This is a genomic window from Kitasatospora sp. NPDC057015 (assembly GCF_042673745.1).
Taxonomy (GTDB): Bacteria; Actinomycetota; Actinomycetes; order Streptomycetales; family Streptomycetaceae; genus Kitasatospora.
Map to the genome: position 1 here is coordinate 1 of NZ_JBHUSG010000086.1, position 18,279 is coordinate 18,279.

Annotated in this window: 11 protein-coding genes; 3 read left to right on the forward strand and 8 right to left on the reverse strand. The window is 74.9% G+C overall.

The features are described from left to right. Positions 1-144: 144 nt before the first annotated feature. From ACFTWP_RS40200 to ACFTWP_RS40220, 5 genes are all read right to left on the reverse strand, one after another. The gene (locus tag ACFTWP_RS40200) at positions 145-1,230 is read right to left on the reverse strand and encodes a peptidoglycan-binding protein (protein ID WP_380270150.1); all 1,086 of its coding nucleotides are present in this window, start codon (positions 1,228-1,230) and stop codon (positions 145-147) included. Between the two features lie 273 nt (positions 1,231-1,503). Continuing rightward, positions 1,504-2,223 (reverse strand): NUDIX domain-containing protein, encoded by a 720-nt coding sequence (locus ACFTWP_RS40205; protein ID WP_380270151.1) that lies wholly within the window; start codon positions 2,221-2,223, stop codon positions 1,504-1,506. Positions 2,224-2,388: 165 nt separating this feature from the next. After that, a complete protein-coding gene (araA, locus tag ACFTWP_RS40210) occupies positions 2,389-3,903 on the reverse strand; it encodes an L-arabinose isomerase (protein WP_380270152.1) in 1,515 nt (504 codons plus the stop codon). Positions 3,904-3,917: 14 nt separating this feature from the next. Next, positions 3,918-4,589 (reverse strand): L-ribulose-5-phosphate 4-epimerase, encoded by a 672-nt coding sequence (locus tag ACFTWP_RS40215; protein WP_380270153.1) that lies wholly within the window; start codon positions 4,587-4,589, stop codon positions 3,918-3,920. A gap of 5 nt (positions 4,590-4,594) precedes the next feature. Beyond that, positions 4,595-6,280: a ribulokinase gene (locus ACFTWP_RS40220; protein WP_380270154.1), complete on the reverse strand. Its 1,686-nt coding sequence runs from the start codon at positions 6,278-6,280 to the stop codon at positions 4,595-4,597. A gap of 649 nt (positions 6,281-6,929) precedes the next feature. On the opposite strand from ACFTWP_RS40220, the gene ACFTWP_RS40225 reads away from it, so the two are divergent. After that, positions 6,930-10,127 (forward strand): AMP-binding protein, encoded by a 3,198-nt coding sequence (locus tag ACFTWP_RS40225; RefSeq protein ID WP_380270155.1) that lies wholly within the window; start codon positions 6,930-6,932, stop codon positions 10,125-10,127. Between the two features lie 86 nt (positions 10,128-10,213). Here ACFTWP_RS40225 and ACFTWP_RS40230 read toward each other — a convergent pair whose 3' ends face one another. Further along, positions 10,214-13,630, reverse strand: a complete 3,417-nt coding sequence (locus ACFTWP_RS40230) for a condensation domain-containing protein (RefSeq protein ID WP_380270156.1) — start codon at positions 13,628-13,630, stop codon at positions 10,214-10,216. A gap of 554 nt (positions 13,631-14,184) precedes the next feature. Between ACFTWP_RS40230 and ACFTWP_RS40235 the strand changes: the two genes are divergently transcribed. After that, positions 14,185-15,351: a copper resistance D family protein gene (locus tag ACFTWP_RS40235; protein ID WP_380270157.1), complete on the forward strand. Its 1,167-nt coding sequence runs from the start codon at positions 14,185-14,187 to the stop codon at positions 15,349-15,351. A 188-nt stretch (positions 15,352-15,539) separates the two neighbouring features. On the opposite strand, the gene ACFTWP_RS40240 is transcribed toward ACFTWP_RS40235, so the two are convergent. After that, a complete protein-coding gene (locus tag ACFTWP_RS40240; RefSeq protein ID WP_380270158.1) occupies positions 15,540-16,127 on the reverse strand; it encodes a MarR family winged helix-turn-helix transcriptional regulator in 588 nt (195 codons plus the stop codon). 598 nt (positions 16,128-16,725) lie between these two features. Between ACFTWP_RS40240 and ACFTWP_RS40245 the strand changes: the two genes are divergently transcribed. Next, positions 16,726-17,436: a phosphatase PAP2 family protein gene (locus tag ACFTWP_RS40245; RefSeq protein ID WP_380270159.1), complete on the forward strand. Its 711-nt coding sequence runs from the start codon at positions 16,726-16,728 to the stop codon at positions 17,434-17,436. An 80-nt stretch (positions 17,437-17,516) separates the two neighbouring features. On the opposite strand, the gene ACFTWP_RS40250 is transcribed toward ACFTWP_RS40245, so the two are convergent. Then, on the reverse strand, positions 17,517-17,897 hold the full coding sequence (locus ACFTWP_RS40250; protein ID WP_380270160.1) for a BlaI/MecI/CopY family transcriptional regulator: 381 nt from the start codon (positions 17,895-17,897) through the stop codon (positions 17,517-17,519). Positions 17,898-18,279: the final 382 nt, after the last annotated feature.

Sequence of the window (18,279 nt, forward strand, 5' to 3'; positions counted from 1 at the left end):
CACCACCGGCAGTGGTGGGCGACACCTGGCCGTCGTCGTCACACTTGTCTGACGCCACGTCAGCATGCCTGTCCGCATGGAATTCCGTCGGGAGCGCACGCGATCCCGCCGGCGGCGCCGAACCGACGGGCACCGACCCCGGGCTCAGCTGTAGTGGTAGTAGCCGATCAGGGCGGAGTGCGCGGCGACCGGCTCCAGGGACACGAAGCGGCCGGTGGCGGGGGCGTTGATCATCGTGGGCACGCCACCGGGAGCGCCGGTGTAGATGCCCACGTGCGCCGGGTTGCTCGTACTCGAACCGAAGAAGACCAGGTCGCCCGGGACGGCCGCGCCCTGGGCGACCGGGTGGAACCTGGGGTTGGCGATCTGGTCGTCGGTGATCTGGCCGATGTCGCCGACGCCGGCCTGCCAGTACGCCCAGCGGGCGAGGCCGGAGCAGTCCAGGCCCACCGTGCGGTCGGCCGGGCAGGGCTGGATGACGCCCGTGTAGCCGCCGCAGGTGCCGATGGACGGCCCGGTCGCGCCGTCGTGGCCGCCGCCCCACACGTACGGCAGGTAGGCGTTGAGTGCGTCGGTGGCGTGGGCGACCACCGCGGCGTAGCGGCCGGCGCCCTGGTCGGTGGGAGCGGGCGGCACCGGCTCCCCGTACAGCGCGGCCTTGGTGGCGGGGCCGACCAACCCGTCCGCGCCCAGGCCCGCGGCGGACTGGAAGGTCCTGACGGCGGCCAGCGTGGCGGGGCCGAAGTCCCCGTCGACGGTGAGCGAGGCGCCGCGGCCGTTGAGCAGCCGCTGGAGCTCGGTGGTGCAGCCGTCCCGCTCGCCCTGGCGGATGACGACGGCGCAGTGCGGCGAGGTGAGCCGGACGGCGGCGGTCGGCGAGGCGTACAGGGCGGTCTTGGTGGCCGCCCCGACCCGGCCGTCGACGGTCAGGCCCACGGCGGACTGGAAGCCCTTGACGGCGGTGGCCGTGGTCGGGCCGAAGTCCCCGTCGACCACGATGCTGGCGCCGTGGCCGTCCAGCAGGTTCTGCAGTTCGGTCACGCAGCCGTCCCGCTCGCCCTCGGCCAGGACGGCGGGACAGGAGGCGGAGGTCAGCGGGACGGGCGCCGCGGCGGCCCGGGCGGCCCCGGGGGCGCCCCCCAGCAGGCAGCCGGCCAGCGCGGCGGCGGCGAGCAGCGGGCCCGGGCGGAAGAGGCGGCGCGGGCGTATCCGGTGGAGTAGACGGTTCACGGGAGGCGGTCTCCGGTTCGTGAGGGTGGGTCGGATGCCGTTGCCGGGCGGCACGGCTGACGGTCCGTAAGATACGTACCAGTACCAACGACCCGTTAACGCCTCAGCAACAGCCTCGCGCCCGGATGCTCTGTTCACGACTCACGACTCACGGCTCACGGCTCACGGCTCACGACGCACGACGCACAGCTCACGCGACTCACGGCGGTCGGCGACCCGCATGCGCGGACGGGCGCCGCGGGCCGCCGCCCCCGGCCTCCCCCGGTTCGGTGGTCACGGCCGGCCCGCCTCGCCGCTCCAGGCCGCCACGTGGGCGGAGAGCAGCGAGGCGGCGTCCGGGGTGGTCGTCCGGAGCGCGACCATGCCGGCCACGATGACGTCGCACAGCTCGGCCTGGAGCTGGGCCAGGGTGTGACTGTGGCCCTTGCGGGGGTTGCTGCCGAGGACTCCGAGGAGGGCCTGGGACGCCTCTCCGCACTCCTCCTGGATCTTCACCAGCTGCATGGTCAGCAGCGGCTGCCCGAGGGCTGCACAGTGCTCGGCCAGGGTCCGGTGGATGCGGTCGACCGCCGCCCACACCTCCGGGCCACCCCGAAGGCGCGCCTCCACCTGGCGCAGGCAGTCCTTCAGTGCCGGCGGCACCTTCATCGCCGGGACTTCGGCCAGGGGGACGAAGCGCAGCTCCCGCCCCTCGCCGAGAACCAGTTCACCCGGGTCGACGTCGAGGCTCGCGTGGAAGAAGCGACCTCCGTCGGCCTCCTGCCCGCCGAAGGGGGCCGGTTCGAAGGGCTCCAGGGCGGCGACGTCCAGGCCGGTCTCCTCGCGCAGTTCCCGGCGGGCGGTCTGGTACGGGCTCTCGCCCGGCTCGCGGTGCCCGCCGGGGACCACCCAGTGGGCGGGCCAGCGGATGTCCGGCCGGTCGTCCCGGAGTTGGAGCAGGACTTCGTGCCGGCTGTTGGTGATGATCGCGTCAGCGCTACTGAAGTCTTCCATCCCGCCAGTCTGCCGTCTGGGCAAGGTGGTTGACAGAGCCTCACATCGACGGACGAGCGCCGAAGGGCCGCCGGCGGCAGCGGGTGGAGCGGGTCGCCGACGGCCCGTCGAGTACGTGGACGTTCCCGCCCCGGCCACGACGGGCCCCCGCGCCACGGCGTCAGGTCACCTGGCCAGGCCCTGGGCGAGGCGGTGGTAGGCCTGGTTCCAGCGCAGTTCGCGGGTGAACCGTCGAATGGTGGTGTCCTGGTCGATCACGACGAGTTCGACGGCGAGCATCTCGGCGAGGTCGTCGAGCTCCTCGGTGCCGAGCGCCGTGGAGAGCACGGTGTGGTGCGGACCGCCCGCGGTGAGCCAGGCCTCGGTGGAGGTCCGCAGATCGGGACGCGGTCGCCAGACCGCCCGGGCGACGGGGAGGTTGGGCAGCGGCTCGTCCGGCTCGACCAGGTCGATCTCGTTGGCGACCAGCCGGAACCGGTCCCCCAGGTCGGCCATGCCGACGACCACGCCGGGGCCGGTGACGGCGTCGAAGACCAGCCGGACCGGGTCCTCGCGACCACCGATGCCCAGCGGGTGGATCTCGCACGACGGGGTGGCCGAGGCGATCGAGGGACAGACCTCCAGCATGTGCGCGCCCAGGATCAACTCCCGCCCCGGCTCCAGGTGGTAGGTGTAGTCCTCCATGAACGAGGTACCGCCCGGCAGCCCGTGGGCGACGGTCTTGAGGGTGCGCAGCAGGGTGGCGGTCTTCCAGTCGCCTTCGCCGCCGAAGCCGTAGCCGTCGGCCATCAGGCGTTGGACGGCGAGGCCGGGGAGTTGGCGTAGGGCGCCGAGGTCTTCGAAGTTGGTGGTGAAGGCGCCGAAGCCGCCCTCCTCCAGGAAGTGGCGTAGGGCGAGTTCGATGCGGGCGGCGTAGCGCAGGGAGTCGTGGCGCTCGGCTCCGGCGCGCAGTTCGGGGGTGAGGCGGTAGGTGTCCTGGTATTCCTCGACGAGTCGGGTGACGTCGGCGTCGGTGGTGGCGTCGAGGGCGGTGACGAGGTCGTTGACGCCGTAGGTGTTGACGGAGACGCCGAGGCGTAGTTGGGCTTCGACCTTGTCGCCTTCGGTGACGGCGACGTCGCGCATGTTGTCGCCGAAGCGGGCGAGTTTGAGGGTGGCGAGTTCGGTGCGGCCGGTGGCGGCGCGGGCCCAGGTGGCGATGCGGTGGGTGGTGGTGGGGTCGGTGGCGTGGCCGGTGACGGTTTTGCGGGCGACGCCGAGACGGGACTGGATGTAGCCGAACTCGCGGTCGCCGTGGGCGGCCTGGTTCAGGTTCATGAAGTCCATGTCGATGGTGGACCAGGGCAGGTGGACGTTGGCCTGGGTGTGCAGGTGCAGCAGTGGCTTGCGCAGGGCGTCCAGGCCGGCGATCCACATCTTGGCGGGTGAGAAGGTGTGCATCCAGGCGATCAGCCCGACGCAGTCGTCGCTGGCGTTGGCGTCCAGGCACAGGCGGCGGATCGCACCGGCGTCGGTCAGGACGGGCTTCCAGACGATGCGCACGGGGATGTCACCGGCAGCGGCGAGACTCTCCACGACCTCGCGGGACTGCTCGGCGACCTGCCGCAGGACGTCCTCGCCATAAAGACCCTGACTTCCCGTCAGGAACCAGATCTCGCGGCCTTCGGTGGGGCTGGTCATGGGGTGGTTCTCCTTCACCGGGTCGCGGGCCGCTGGCCGTAGACGTGCTGGTAGCGGTGGTTGAGGGCGTCGATGTCCGACTGGGCGATGGGCAGCGGTTCGCCGAGCTGGCGCGCGATGTGGACGGTGCGGGCGACGTCCTCGCACATCACGGCGGCCTTGACGGCGGCCCTGGCGTCCCTGCCGATGGTGAAGACGCCGTGGCTCTTCATCAGGACGGCCGGTGAGCGGTGACCGCGCAGGGTGTCGACGATGCCGCGGCCGATGGAGTCGTCCCCGATCAGGGCGAACGGGCCGACGGGTATCTCGGCGCCGAACTCGTCGGCCATCGCGGTCAGTACGCACGGCACGGCCTCGCCTCGCGCGGCCCAGGCGCAGGCGTACGTGGAGTGGGTGTGCACCACTCCCCCGACCTCGGGCAGGTGCCGGTAGACGTAGGCGTGGGCGGCGGTGTCGGAGGACGGGCTGTGCTCGCCCTCCACGACCGTGCCGTCCAGATCGCACAGGATCATGTTCTCGGGGCTGAGCTCCTCGTAGGAGACGCCGCTGGGCTTGATGACGAGCAGGTCCTCGCCGGGCACCCGGGCGGAGACGTTGCCGGCCGTCCAGACGACCAGGCCGTAGCGGACGAGCTCCTGGTGCAGGTCGCTGACCTGGCGGCGGAGCAGGTCGATCGGAGAACTCATGGCGGTCAGACCTCGCTGCTCGAAGTGCCGTCGGTGGTCAGGGCGGTGTTGCGGATGGCGCGCAGGCGGTGCAGCTGCTTGTCGGGACCGGTGCCGAAGTGCTCGTGCAGCAGCCGGTACTCGGCGAACAGCGCGTCGTAGCCGTCCGCGCGGGCCGCATCCGGCAGGTAGGCGCCCCGCTGCACCCGACCCATCGCGGCGGACGCCGCCCGCACGTCCGGATGGGCGCCGGCCGCGACCGCCGCGTGGATCGCCGAGCCCAGCGCCGGCCCCTGCTCGCAGACGGCGAGCGAGACCGGCCGGCGCAGCACGTCGGCGTAGATCTGCATGAGGAGGGGGTTCTTCTTGAGGCCGCCGGTGACGACGAATTCGGTGACGGGGACGCCGCCGGTCTCCAGGGCTTCGATGATGGTGCGGGTGCCGTAGGCGGTGGCTTCGAGGAGGGCGCGGTAGATCTCTTCGGGGCGGGTGGTGAGGGTGAGACCGACGATGACGCCGCTGAGGTGGTGGTCGACGAGGGTGGAGCGGTTGCCGTTCATCCAGTCGAGGGCGATGAGGCCGTGGCCGCCGACGGGCTGGTCGGTGATCTTGCGGGTGAGGAGTTGGTGGAGGTCCTCGCCGGTGGTGTCGGCCTCGGCCTGGTAGTCGGCGGGGACGCCCTGGCGCAGCCACCAGGCGAAGATGTCGCCGACCGCGCTCTGGCCGGCTTCGTAGCCGTAGGAGCCGGTGATGATGCCGCCGTCGACGACACCGCAGATGCCGGGGACCTCGGCGAGGGTGGGGCCGTTGACGACGTGGCAGGTGGAGGTGCCCATGATGGCGAGGAGTTGGCCGTCGTCGACGGCGCGGGCGGCGGGGGCGGCGACGTGGGCGTCGACGTTGCCCGCCGCCACGGCGATGCCTTCGGGGAGGCCGGTCCAGCTGGCGGCCTGGGCGGTGAGGGAGCCGGCGCGGGCGCCCAGCGGTGTGAGGGGGTGCTCCAGTCGGGTGCGGGCGAAGTCCGCGAAGGCGGGGTCCAGGGCGCCCAGGTACTCCTGGGACGGGTAGTGGCCGTCCTGGTGGATGCCCTTGTAGCCGGCCGTGCAGGTGTTGCGGCTCTCCGTGCCGGTCAGCTGCCAGACGATCCAGTCCGCGGCCTCGATCCACCGCTCGCACGCGCCGTAGACGGCCGGGTCCTCCTCCAGTACCTGCAGCGCCTTCGCGTACTGCCACTCGGCGGAGATCCTCCCGCCGTAGCGGGAGATCCACCTCTCACCGCGGGCATGGGCCAACGCGTTGATCCGGTCCGCCTGACCCTGCGCGGCATGGTGCTTCCACAACTTGGGCCACGCATGCGGCCGCCCCGCCCACTCGGGGCTCTCCGCCAGCGGCGTGCCGTCCGCCAGGGTCGGCAGCACCGTACAGGCCGTGAAGTCCGTGCCGATGCCGACCACCGCACCGGGATCCACCCCGGAGGCGGCCAGCGCCGCCGGCACCGCCACACGCAGCACCTCACGCCAGTCCTCCGGATCCTGCAACGCCCAGTCGGGCGGCAACGCAGAGCCCGTGCCGGGCAGCCGCTCCTCGATGACGGCATGCCGATAGGGGTGGACGGCGGAGCCAAGGATCTCTCCGTCGCCCACCCGCACGACGACGGCACGCCCGGACAGCGTGCCGAAGTCGACGCCGACGACGTAGGTGGGTCGAGACATCGGATATTCCACTTCGTGGGTCGGACTCGAAGGCGGGAGGCGCGGGCCGCGTCGGGGAACACGCCGGCAGTGGCAGGACGGCCGGCGGAGTCCACAGAGTTCGACCAGCGCCTCCGGGTCACACTGTGAGCGCTAACAATCTTCGAGTCAAGGAGTGTTCCGAGAATCGACGGCGATACCCCCATACGTCCACACCGGGGCGGAGATCGTGGCCGCCCCGGCATTGACCCAAGCCACTGTTAGCGTTCACAATATGGTGCCCCGCAGCACCCCGCGCAGCACCCCGCGCAGCACCCCGCGCAGCGCCTGGCGGTGCCGCCCGGGCGGGCGGGGGCGGCGAACACCGCCGCACCGTCGTCGGCGCCGAAGCGGGCACGGCAGGCGCCGTGCGCCCGGAGCGCGACCGCCGCCCCCGGACCGGCCCCACCACCTCCGGCCGGCGGCAGACCGGAACACACCTCCGAAGGAGGACGTACTCGGACGATCCGGCGGGCGCATCCCTCCCCGCCACCGCCGGCCGGGAGGCGGGGGCCGGGTGAGCATCCGGTGAAGGGCCCGTGCTTGTTGCGGACCGCCGGCAGGCGGTAGCCTCGCCGGTATTCCGCGTATTGGTACATACCATTGCAGCGCGGTCGTCCATCACCGACGAGTGGTCAGCATCCGCGCAGGGCAACGGGGGTCGGCGCGCAGTTGTTGCCCCGCCGCACGCCGAAGCACACCGGAGACCACCATCACCGCCATCACCGCCCCCGCCCCGCGGCCCGCCCCGCCGACCGTCCCCGAGCTCCTCGACGCGCGCGCCGCCGTCGACCCCGAGCGGCCGGCGCTCCGGGTCGTCGGCGGCGGCGAGATCAGCTACCGACAGTGGCGGGAGGAGGCGCTGCGCGCCGCCGCCGGCCTGGCAGCCGCCGGGGTCGGCCCGGGTGACCGCGTCCTGCTGCGCTTCGGCAACGCCCGCTGGGAGCGCTACGCCGTCGGCTACCTCGCGGTGCAGTACGCCGGCGGCGTGCCCGTCCCGGCCCGCGAGGACCTCTCCGAGGCCGACACCGGCAGGCTGTCCGCCCTCGCCCAGACCCGCAGCGTGCTCCGGGACGGCGAACTCCCCGCGCTGCCGGGCACGGTGGACCTGGTACTGGCGGAGTTGCTGGCGGCCCACCCCGAGGTCCCCGCCGGGGCACCGCACCGGGTCGGCCCCGAGGACCCGGCCCAGGTGATCGGCACCTCCGGCACCACCGGCGCCCCGAAGGGCGTCCTCGCCGCCCACGGCAACCTCACCGCCGGGCTGACGCCGCACCCGCGCCGGCGCCCCTACGCCCACTCGCGGTACGCCCTGCACGCCTTCCCGATCGGTACCAACGCCGCCCAGGTGATGCTGCTCGGCGCCCTGACCGCGACGCCCACCACTCTCAGCCTGCCGCGCTTCGACGCGGACCTGTTCGGGCACGCCGTCCAGGAGTTCGGCGTCGGAACGGCCTTCCTGGTGCCCTCGATGGTGATCGAGCTGCTCAACGCGGGCACCGCCGCCCGGTACGACCTGAGCAGTCTGCGCCTGGTCAACTCCTCCGCCGCCGCGCTGCCCGCACCGGTCGCCGCGGGGCTGGCCGCCGCGCTGCCCGAAACCGTGCTGGTGAACACCTACACCTCCGCCGAGGCCTCGCCCGCGCAGGTCTCCGCCGTGGTCGACGCCCGCCGCCCCGGCTCGGTGGGCCGCCCGGCCGAACCCGGCGACCTGCGGATCCTGGACGCCGCCGGCAGCCCGCTGCCGGCCGGCCAGGTCGGCGAGGTCTGGCTGCGCCAGCCCGGTCCGCCGCGCGGCTACCTCGGCCCGGCCGGCGAGGGGGCCCGGGTGTTCCGGGACGGTTGGGTGCGGATGGGCGACCTCGGCCGGCTCGACGAGGACGGCTACCTGTACCTGGTCGACCGCGAGAGCGACGTCATCAAGTCCGGTGCGCTCAAGGTCTCCACGCTGCGGATCGAGGAGGTGCTGCACGAGCACCCGCGGGTCGCCGACGCCGCCGCGCTCGGCCTGCCGCACCCGGTGATGGGCGCCGTCCCGGTGGCGGCCGTCGTCCCCGGGCCGGACGGCCTCGACCTGGACGAACTGCGGCTCTTCCTGGGCACCCGGCTGAGCCGCCCCGAACTGCCCGTCCGGATCCTGCTCACCGACCTGCTGCCGCGCAACCCCAGCGGCAAGGTCGTCAAACACCTGCTGCGCCCGCTGTTCGACGCCCCGCAGCCGCCCGCCGCACCGGCCGCCGCCCCGGCCACCGCCACCGAGCTGCGCCTGGCCGCGCTCTGGCGCCGGCTGCTGGGCCGGCCGGTCGCCGACACGGCCGCCGAGTTCTTCGCGCTCGGCGGCGACTCCTTCCGAGCCGTCCAGCTCGCCACCGGGATCAGCGCCGAGTTCGGGGTCGCGGCCACCACCGCGCTGGTCTTCGAGCGGCCCTCGCTGCGGGCCCAGGCGGCCTGGCTGGACCACCCCGACCGGCGGCCTGCCGGCGGGCGGCCGGCGGCCGGGCCGCCCGCCGCCACCGACACCCCGCCCGGTCGGCCCGACACCGTCACCCCGTACCTGGCCGCGCTGCGCGCGCAGCCGCACGACCTGCCCCTCACCTCGCAGCAGGAGAACTTCCTGCGCTGGATGGCCGAGGCCCCCGGTCGGGACGCCGGCGCGGTGACCGCGCTCTTCCGGGTCGCCGACCGGCTGGAGCCGCAGACCCTGGGCCGGGCGCTCACCGAGGCCGTCCACCGGCACCCGGCCCTGCGCACCCGGTTCGAGCCGGTACCCGGCGGGGCGGCCGTCCGGGCGGTACTGGTCGAGCGGCCGGAGGTCCGGATCACCCTGACCGACGCGCCCGGCGCCACCGACGCCGAGGTGGACGCGCTGCTGCTCGCCGAGCGGGACCGGCTCACCGACCCGGCTCGCGACCCGATGGTGCGGCTGCTGGTGGTGAGCCGCTCGGAGTCCGACCACGTGGTGCTGGTCGCGGTGCACCACCTGGTCGCCGACGGCTGGTCGGTGGGCGTCCTGCTCTCCGACCTGGGAGTGCTGTACTCGGCGCTGCGGCGCGGCCGGCCGGCGCCCCCGGTCCGCCCCGGCCCCGGATACCGGGAGCTGGTGGAGTGGGGGCACCACCACTGGCCGGCCTCCCGCGCACACTTCGGGGCCGCGCTGGCCGGCGCCCCGCAGGCCCTGGAGACCTTCGAGGGCCGCCGGGAGGTGACCGAAGTCCTCACCAGGGCGCATGAGTTCGAACTCCCGCTGGCGCTGGCGCAGGCCGTCCGGGCCCGGGCCGCCGAGTTGGGCGCCACGCCGTTCCTGGCGGTGACCGCCGCCTGGACGGGTCTGCTCGCGGCCCGCGGCGGGCAACCGGACCTGGTGGTGATGACCCCGGCACCCGGGCGCCCGCGCCCGGACTCCGAGCGGACGGTCGGCTGCTTCGTCCAGTCGCTGCTGCTCCGGGTGGACGCCGGCGGCGGCGCCGGCGTCGCCGAACTGGTCGACCGCCTGCGCACCGTCTACAGTGCGGCGCTGGACCACCAGCTCTACCCCTTCGCCGAGTTCAGCCCGGCCGTGCCCTTCGCGGCCTGGGTCCGCTACGAGGCCTGGACCGCCCCGGCGCAGCTTCCCGGTCTCAGCTGCCGGCCGTGGGAGCTGCCGCGCGGCAGCAGCGTCCCCTGGCCGCTCCCCGGCGGCGACCGCGGCGTGCCCGAGCTCACCGTGCTGGAGCAGCCCGGCGGGGCCCTGCGCTGCTGGCTCCAGTACAACGCACTGGCCTTCGACGAGCCCGTGATCGTCTCCCTGGCCGAGGAGTTCACGGCCGCCCTCGTCGCCGCCTGCGGCTGACCCGGACGGCCACCGCCGGTCTCGCTGGCGGCGGTCGGGAGCCCCGGAGCTCCGCCCTCGGGCGGCCCGGGGCTCCCGGTCGCCGGTCAGGCCAGCCGGTCCGCCACCTCAAGGTCGGAGAGCGCCTCGATCTCCGCGATCAGCAGTTCCTCGACCCGTCCGGCGAGGGAGGCCAGGACCGGGGTCTCGAACACGTCCCGGACGGTGATCTCCAGCGCGGTGGCGGCCCGGATCCGGGCCGCCACCCGGGTGACCAGCAGCGAGTTGCCGCCGAGCAGGAAGAAGTCGTCCAGCGCGCCGACCCGCTCCACCGCGAGCACCTCGCGCCAGATCCCGGCGACCAGTTCCTCCGCCTCCGAGCGCGGGGCGACGAACTCCGGCCCGGCCGCGGCCGGTTCGGGATCGGGCAGGGCGGCGAGGTCCGGCTTCCCGTTCACGGTCAGCGGTATCCGGTCCAGCACGACGAGGCCGGCCGGCACCATGTACGCCGGCAGCGACTCGGCTGCGAAGCCCAGGAGTTCGGCGATCCGCGGGTGCTCGCCGCCCACCGGGACGACGTAGCCGAGCAGCCGCCCGTCCCGGGCCAGCACCAGGGCGCCGGCGACGGCCGGGTGGGAGGTCAGCACGGACTCCACCTCGGCCGGCTCGATCCGGCGACCGCTGAGCTTGAGCTGGGCGTCGACGCGCCCGAGGAACTCCAGCCGGCCGTCGGCCCGGCGCCGGACCCGGTCCCCGGTCCGGTACATCCTGGCGGCGGGGGCCCCGGCGGCGCCGACACCGGCCGAGCCCGGGGCGAGCGGACCGGCCGCCGCCGAGCCCGCCGCGGCCGAACCGGCTACGGACGATGCGGCCGCGGACGGGTCCGGGGCGAACGGATCGGGCCGGAAGCTCTCGGCCGTCAGGTCGTCCCGTCCGGCGTAGCCGCGCGCCAGGCCCGCCCCGCCGAGCCAGAGTTCACCCTCGGTGCCGTCCGGCACCAGCTGGAGACGGCGGTCCAGGACGTAGCAGCGCACACCCGGCAGCGGACGCCCGATCGGCGGCCGACCGGTCTCCCGGCCGCCGGCGCCACCACCGAGGGACCCTGCCCCGGACGACCCCGAACCGACCGGCCCCGCACCGACCGGCCCCGCACCGAACTCGGCCGCGGTGAGTTCCGCACTGGTGGCGATGACGGTGGCCTCGGTGGGCCCGTAGGTGTTGACCAGGCGAATCCCGTCCCCGTGCCGGGCGTGCCAGCGGGCGAGCACCGCGCCCTCCACCGCCGAACCGCCGAGAATCACCAGCCGAAGCGCGGCCGGCCACTCGAACGCCTCCTCCAGCATCACGAGTTCGTGCCAGTAGGCGGTCGGCAGGTCGAGCACGGTGATCTGTCGACCGGCGGGGCCGCGGAGCAGGTCGGGCAGCGTGGCGCCGCCGCCCGGCAGCAGGACGCAGCAGGCGCCGACGGCCAGCGCCGGCCACAACTCCTCGGCGTGGGTGTCGAATCCGACCGAAGCGAACTGGACGATCCGGTCCTCCGGCACCAGCCGGTATCCGTCGCCGGCCATCCAGGCCACCCGGTCGGCCAGGGCGGCGTGCTCGACCACCACGCCCTTGGGGCGGCCGGTGGATCCGGAGGTGAACAGCACGTACGCCGGATCACCCGCCCGGCTGCCCGGCAGCGGGACGACCGCGGGGGCGCCGCCGGCCGATGCCACCGGCCCGGCGCCGGCCGGGCTCTCCACCGCCAGCACGGGCAGCCCGAGATCATCGCTCCCGTCCGCGGCGGCGGCCAGCAGCAGGACGGCCCCGCCGTCGGCCGCCATCCGGCGCTGCCGCTGCGCCGGCAGTGCGGGTTCCAACGGCAGGTAGCCGCCGCCCGCCTTCCAGACCGCGAGCAGCGCGGTGACGAGCTCTACCCCGGGAGCGACCCGGACGGCGGCGGCGCGACCGGCCAGCGGGCCCACGGCCGCGACCACCCGGGCGGCCAACTCGTCCGACCGGCGGTCGAGTTCCCGGTAGCTCACGGTGCCCTCGCCGATCATCAGCGCCGGTGCGTCCGGCCGGGCGGCGACCTGCTCGGCGAAGCGTTCCAGGACCGGCCGGCGGTCGGCGGGCAGCTCCGGACCGGCGGCGCGGGCGAGCAGCGCGGCCCGTTCCTCGGCGTCCACCGTCCAGTCGCCGTGCACCGGCAGTCCGGCGTCCTCGACCACCCGGGCCAGCAGGGACCGGTAGCGGGCGGCGAGTGCCTCCACGGTGGCCGGCTCGAACAGCTCCCGGTCGTAGCAGAACGAGGCGGTCAGGCCGTCGGCGGTCCGCCAGGTGTCCAGCAGCAGGTCGGCCTTGGCCTGGGCGAACCCGGAGTCCAGTCCCAGGAGCGTGACGCCGTGCGGCAGTTCGGGGCCGCCGTGGGCGCCGCCCTCGTGCCGGCTCTGCAGGACGAACAGGGTCTGGAACGGCAGCCCGCCGGTGGGCGCGCCGAGGTCGGCGGCCAGCCGTTCCAGCGGGACGTCGGAGTGGGCCAGCGCGCTCATGGTCGCCGAGCGGACCCGCCGCAGCACGGTACGGAAGTCGGGCTCGTCCCGGAAGTCCGCCCGGATCACCGTCGTCCGGGTGAAGTAGCCGATCAGCTCCTCGTGGGCGACCTCGTTGCGCCCGGCCACGGGGGTGCCGACGGTGAAGTCGTCCTGTCCGGACCAGCGGGCCAGCACCGCCTGGTAGGCGGCGAGCAGCACGGTGAACGGTGTGCAGCGCTCCTGCCGGGCCAGCCGGTCCACGGCGGCGGTGAGTTCGGGGCCGAGCAGCAGGTCGACGAAGGCCGCCGGGTGCTCCGGGTGCTCCGGCCGCCGGTGGTCGTACGGCAGCCGCAGCAGTTCGGTCCCGGCGAGCTTGTCGGACCAGTGCGCGTAGGCCCGTTGCTCGCTCTCGGGGTCCGTCCGCTCGCGCTCCGCCCGGGCGTAGTCGCCGTACTGGAGCGGGAGTTCGGGGTACCCGGGGTCGGCCCCGGTGAGCGCGGCCCGGTAGCGGTCGAGCAGTTCCTGCCAGAGCAGGCCGGTCGACCAGCCGTCCGCGGCGATGTGGTGGAGCACCAGGCAGACGGCGTGGTTCCGCTCGTCGGCGCGGACCAGCAGGGCGCGCAGCGGCGCTTCGGCGGCCAGGTCGAAGGGCCGGTTGACGGTGGGGGCGATCGCTTCGGTGAGGCGGCGGGCAGGCGGTTCGGCCGGGGCGGGGGGCAGGGTCCGCAGTTCCAGCGGCACCGGGGCCGGCGGGTGGACCAGCTGGCGCGGCTCGTCCGCCACGAGGTCGAAGCGGGTGCGGAGGATCTCGTGCCGGGCCGCCAGGCCGTCCAGCGCGGTGCGCAGTGCCTCCTGGTCCAGCGGGCCCTGCCAGTGGTGGGCCAGGTAGATGTGGTACCCGGTGTCGCCGGGGTCGAGCTGCTGGAGGAACCACAGTCGCCGCTGGTCGGCGGTGAGCGGGTGGTGCGCGACGGGAGGCGCGCTGGTCTGGTCTCCGGGCGCGGTCATCCGCCACCTCGTTCTCGGTCGTACGGGCCTGCGGGGGCGGGAGGGCCGCCCAGGCCTCCCAGGCCTGGCCGGCGGGTGCGACCCGCACCCACGCCGGGGGAGGGTGCGGGGGCGTGCGGGCGGTGTCGGTTCCCGGACGTGACGGCGCGGTGGGGAGCCCGGCGGGGGCGCGGTGCCGGTGGGCCCGCCCGGCCGCCGGGGCCCTGCCGGCGGTCGGTCGGTTCCCGACTCCGACCGGCCGCGGATTGGTCCGGACCTGTGGTTGAGATTGGCATAGACCAAATCGGCCGGTCAAGCACGGCGGCACCGGGTGACACACCGTGACTCCCGCGCCCGACGGGCACCGACAGCGCGTCACATCGGCCACGGAGGAGGCCCGGTCGCGCGAGGCGCGGCCCTTCGCGCGGCAACGAGCCCGTGGCGCCCCGTCGCACACCCGGTGCACGGTGCGCCACGGGCGAGGGACGGGCGGCCGGACCGCGTCGGAGCCAGCAGCGGGACGGCCGACAGCGATGTAGACAAGCACCTACCAACTTAGGTTAGCCTGTCCTCCCATGAACCTCGCTCACCTGGCCGCCACGGCCGAATACACCACGCCTCCGCTCTATCGTCTCCTCACCAAGACCGGCTACTTCGTCGGCCTGTCCGGAGCGATCGGCGCGACGGTGACCTACGCGACCGTGGTCCGTCCCGCGCTCCGCGCCCGGCAGGATGCGGGCGACGACACCGCGGTGCTGCAGCGAAGAACTGCGGGGTACCTGGCCTGGTCCGGGCTCGTCCTGCTGGTGGCCGGCTACTTCCAGCTGGCCGCCCGACTGGCCCGCGCGGGCAAGGGCATGCCGTTCGGCGACGCCCTCGCACCGGGGCGGATCTGGGACTACCTGCACGCCCCCGCGGGCAAGGGCGCCTGGGTGGCCCAGGGCACGCTCTACCTCGTCCAGAACGTGGTGCTCGCCCTGGCGGCCGCCGTCCTGATCGCCCTGTTCGTCCCGGGACTGCGCCGGCACCTGGACGCCCTCGCCCTCACCGCCCTGCCGCTGTCCCTCGCCGTGACGCTGATCGCCGGGATACCCGCGGTGGCACCGAAGGAGCTGGACCGGGCGCTGGACCCGGTCTTCGACCAGGTGCACATCGTCAGCGGAACGGTCTGGATCGGCGGCCTGGTACTGCTCGCCGCCCTCGCCACCACCCGCGGCAGGCTGAGCGAGCGGGCCGGCGTGCTGTGGGCCGACCTCTGGCGCCGTTTCAGCCTCGTCGCGCTGGTCTGCGTCGCGGCGGTGCTCACCTCCGGCCTGTGGATGAGCTGGAAGCACGTCGGCGGCCTCGGCCAGTTGTGGACGACGGGGTACGGCTTCGCCCTGCTGGTCAAGATCCTGCTGGTGCTCGGCATGGTCGCGGCCGGCGGCGTCAACCAGTTCTGGCTGATGCCCCGCATCGTCCGGGCCCGGCAGGCCGACGCCGAGGCCTCCCTCCTGCACCTGACCCTGCGCCACTTCCCCAGGGTGGTCTGGGCCGAGGTCGCCCTCGGCGCAGCTGTCCTCGCGGTCGTGCCCTTCCTCGGCGGCTCCGCCCGCACCGAGGCCGGCAGCCCGCCGGCCGTCTCGGACGGCGGCGTGTTCGCCGCCGGCGCCGGGCTGGTGCTCATCCTCGGGGCCTCGCTCTACGTGACCGCTCGGGTCTCCGACGCCCTGGCCCGGCGCCCGGCCCCGGTCGCCGGCTGAGTCCTGCCAGCCCTCCCCGGCCCGGCAGTCCGGGCGCGTGTCGGGTCAGTGTGCGGCCGGGTCGTCGGACCCGCCCCCACGAAGGCCCTGCCACCGCGCCGGTCTCCTCCCCCGGCCCGATCCGGCCTCCCGAGCGGCTTCTCGCCCGCCCGGGAGGCCGGCGCCGTCGGTGCGCCGCCGCCGTCGCGTCACTGCGGGGCGGGTGCGTCCGGCTTCCCGACGCCCGCCCGAGCACCCCGGCCACCGGTGGCCGCCCGTGCACGCCGGCCACCGGCCGCGCCGGCCGTCACCGCCGCCGCGTCCGCCGCCGGGGCGGTCCTCGCCCGCTCGGTACGGTCCGCCGCCGCACACACCCGGCGCAGCAGCGCGTTCAACTGGGCCCTCTCGCCCCTGGTGAGCGGGGCCAGCAGCTCGTCCTGGACGGCCGCCGCCTCCGTCTGCAGCCGCTCCAGCGCCTCGCGTCCGGCGCGGTTCACCGTCACCACCTCGCGGCGGTGTTCGATCTGTACGTGGAAGGACTCGATCAGCCCGGTGGCGAGCAGGTCGTCCAGGACCGGCAGCGCGTCGGGGACGGCCAGTCCGACCCGGGCGGCGAGGTCGGGCTTCGCGTGCGGCCCGAACTCGGCGAGCGCCGAGAGCAGCGCGAGGTGGGCCCGGCTGAGCCCCTGGTCCGCGAGGCGCTGCGTCACCCGGAGCTCGGCGGCCCGGCCGGCCGCCGTCAGCAGGTGGACGGTCTGTTGAGAGGGGTTCGATGATCCCTTCCTACCGTCGTACATCGGAACTCCATCCGCTGCGGGAGCCGCCCCCGGCCGGCCCGGGTCCGGCCGGAGCGACTCACCGCCTGTCGGCGGGCGACTGCGGACCGAGGCCACGGGGCACCGTGCGAGAGAGGCGGCGGCCACCTGTGCCGTCTACGAAAGTGTAGACGAGCTGCGCCGCCCGACCCCCGGGGGTCCACCCCTCGATCCCGCCGCCCGGCGGGTGGGGCGCGGCCCCCGGCGACCGCCGCCCGCCGTACGGTGATCCGGTGCCGGATCCGGGGACCGGGCCGCGGCGCCGGCACGCCCCCGAGTGCCCGAACCACCGCGCCGGCGGCGGCCCTGACCACGGGACAGGAGCGCACCCGGCCGGTCCGGGTACGCCGCGGGGCGCCGAGCCGAACGGGCTCCGGGGAGCGCCCGAGGCGAGCCCGGGGAGGATCCGGAGGAGGCGATGGCGCCCGCGACCCCGCACTGTCTACAGTGTCGTAGACACAGTTCGGATGCCCGAGGCATCCCCGCAGAGAGGCGCTGCCCGATGCCACCTCGCCCGGACGACCGAGCCCCCGGGGCGGGGCCCGGAGATCAGGCGGACCCCGCAGATCCGACCGGCGGGGTGGGTGGTCGTCACCCGGCGGTCCGGGCCGCGCTGCCGGCGGTCGCCGTTCCCCTGCTGCTGTTCGGCGCGCTCACCGCGCTGCTGGCGGCCCACGGCTGGGGCCCGTTTCCGCTGGAGTCGTCCCTGCACCGCTGGGCCGTCGACCACCGCCCGGCGGCGGCGGTCCACATCGTCGGCGTCGTGACCGATCTGGGGAGCGGAGCCCCGCCCTACCTGGCCGCCGCCGCGGCCGGACTGCTCCTCGTCCGGCGCACCCCACGTCCGCGCCGCCCGCTCCTCGCGGCCTGCGCGCCGGTGGTGGCGCTGGCCCTGGGGCAGCTGATCCGCAATCTGCTGATGCGGGCCTTCGCCCGGCCGCGGCCACCGATGGCGGACTGGGTGGCGGCCTCGCCCAGCGGCTACTCGTACCCCTCCGGCCACGCGTTCACCGCCGCCGCGGCGGCCGGGCTGCTCGCCTGGGCGCTGTTGCGGGGGCCGCGGCGGGCCTGGACGGTACCCGCGGTGGCGGCGCTGGGCACGGCGGCGGTCGCCGTCGGCCTCAGCCGGATCTACCTGGGCGTGCACTGGCCGCTCGACGTGCTCGGCGGCTGGCTGCTCGCCTGCCTCTGGCTGGCCCTGACGCTGCCACTGATCGGATCGGCCGCCCGCCGCCCGCCCGCCGGGAGCCCGGGCACCCCGCCCCGCTCGGAGGCCGGCTCCGAACCGTGAGCCCGGCGCGGCGCCCGGGGCCGGCACCGCCGCTCAGGAGCGGTACGGGGCCGGCGCCACCGGCAGGTCGAGGGGCGCCGTCACCCGTTCTCCTGCTCGGCCGCGCGGAGCAGCCGGCGCAGCACGTCCTCGTCGTCCGGGGACAGGGCGGAGACGAACCGTGCCAGGACGAGGTCCCGGTGCGGGTCGTTGTGCAGCTCGCGGTGCATCCGGCTGGCCGTCAGTCCGGGGGCGTCGTGGACGGGCGAGTACGCGTAGCCGCGGCCGCCGCGTTCGCGGGCCAGCGTCCCCTTCTCGTGCAGACGGGTGAGGATGGTCGTGACGGTGGTCCTGGCCGACCGGCCGCCCAGGGCGTCCCTGACCTGCCCGGCGGTGAGCGGCCCCGGCGCCGCCCAGAGCACCGCGAGCACGTCTGCCACGAGCTCCCCGTGCGACCGCCTGGGGTCTGACCCGACCGTCATGTCCCGCTCCTGTCCTGTTGGTCCCGCCCTCAGGTCCGGTGTGAGGAAGCCGACGTGAACCGGCGACTACGCCGACGTAGACGAGCGGGCGGTATTTTCATAAGGTGTGCCTAAGCTAACTGTACGGGGACGCCCGCGCGGTGCCCTCCCACCCTCCTGCCCGCCGCGGGCCGTCGACGAGACGGCCGCCCACCGCGCGCACCAGCACTGAAAGGCGTCCCATGGATTCCGGCCCCGCTCTGCCCCTCGACGACACGACCGCCCAGGACGGCGGCCGCAGCACGCCGAGTCGTCGTGCGGTGATCGGTTGGGCGGGTGCGGGGGTGGCGCTGGGTGCGGCGGCGGTGGGTTCGGTGGCGGTGGCCACGGGGCAGGGTGATCC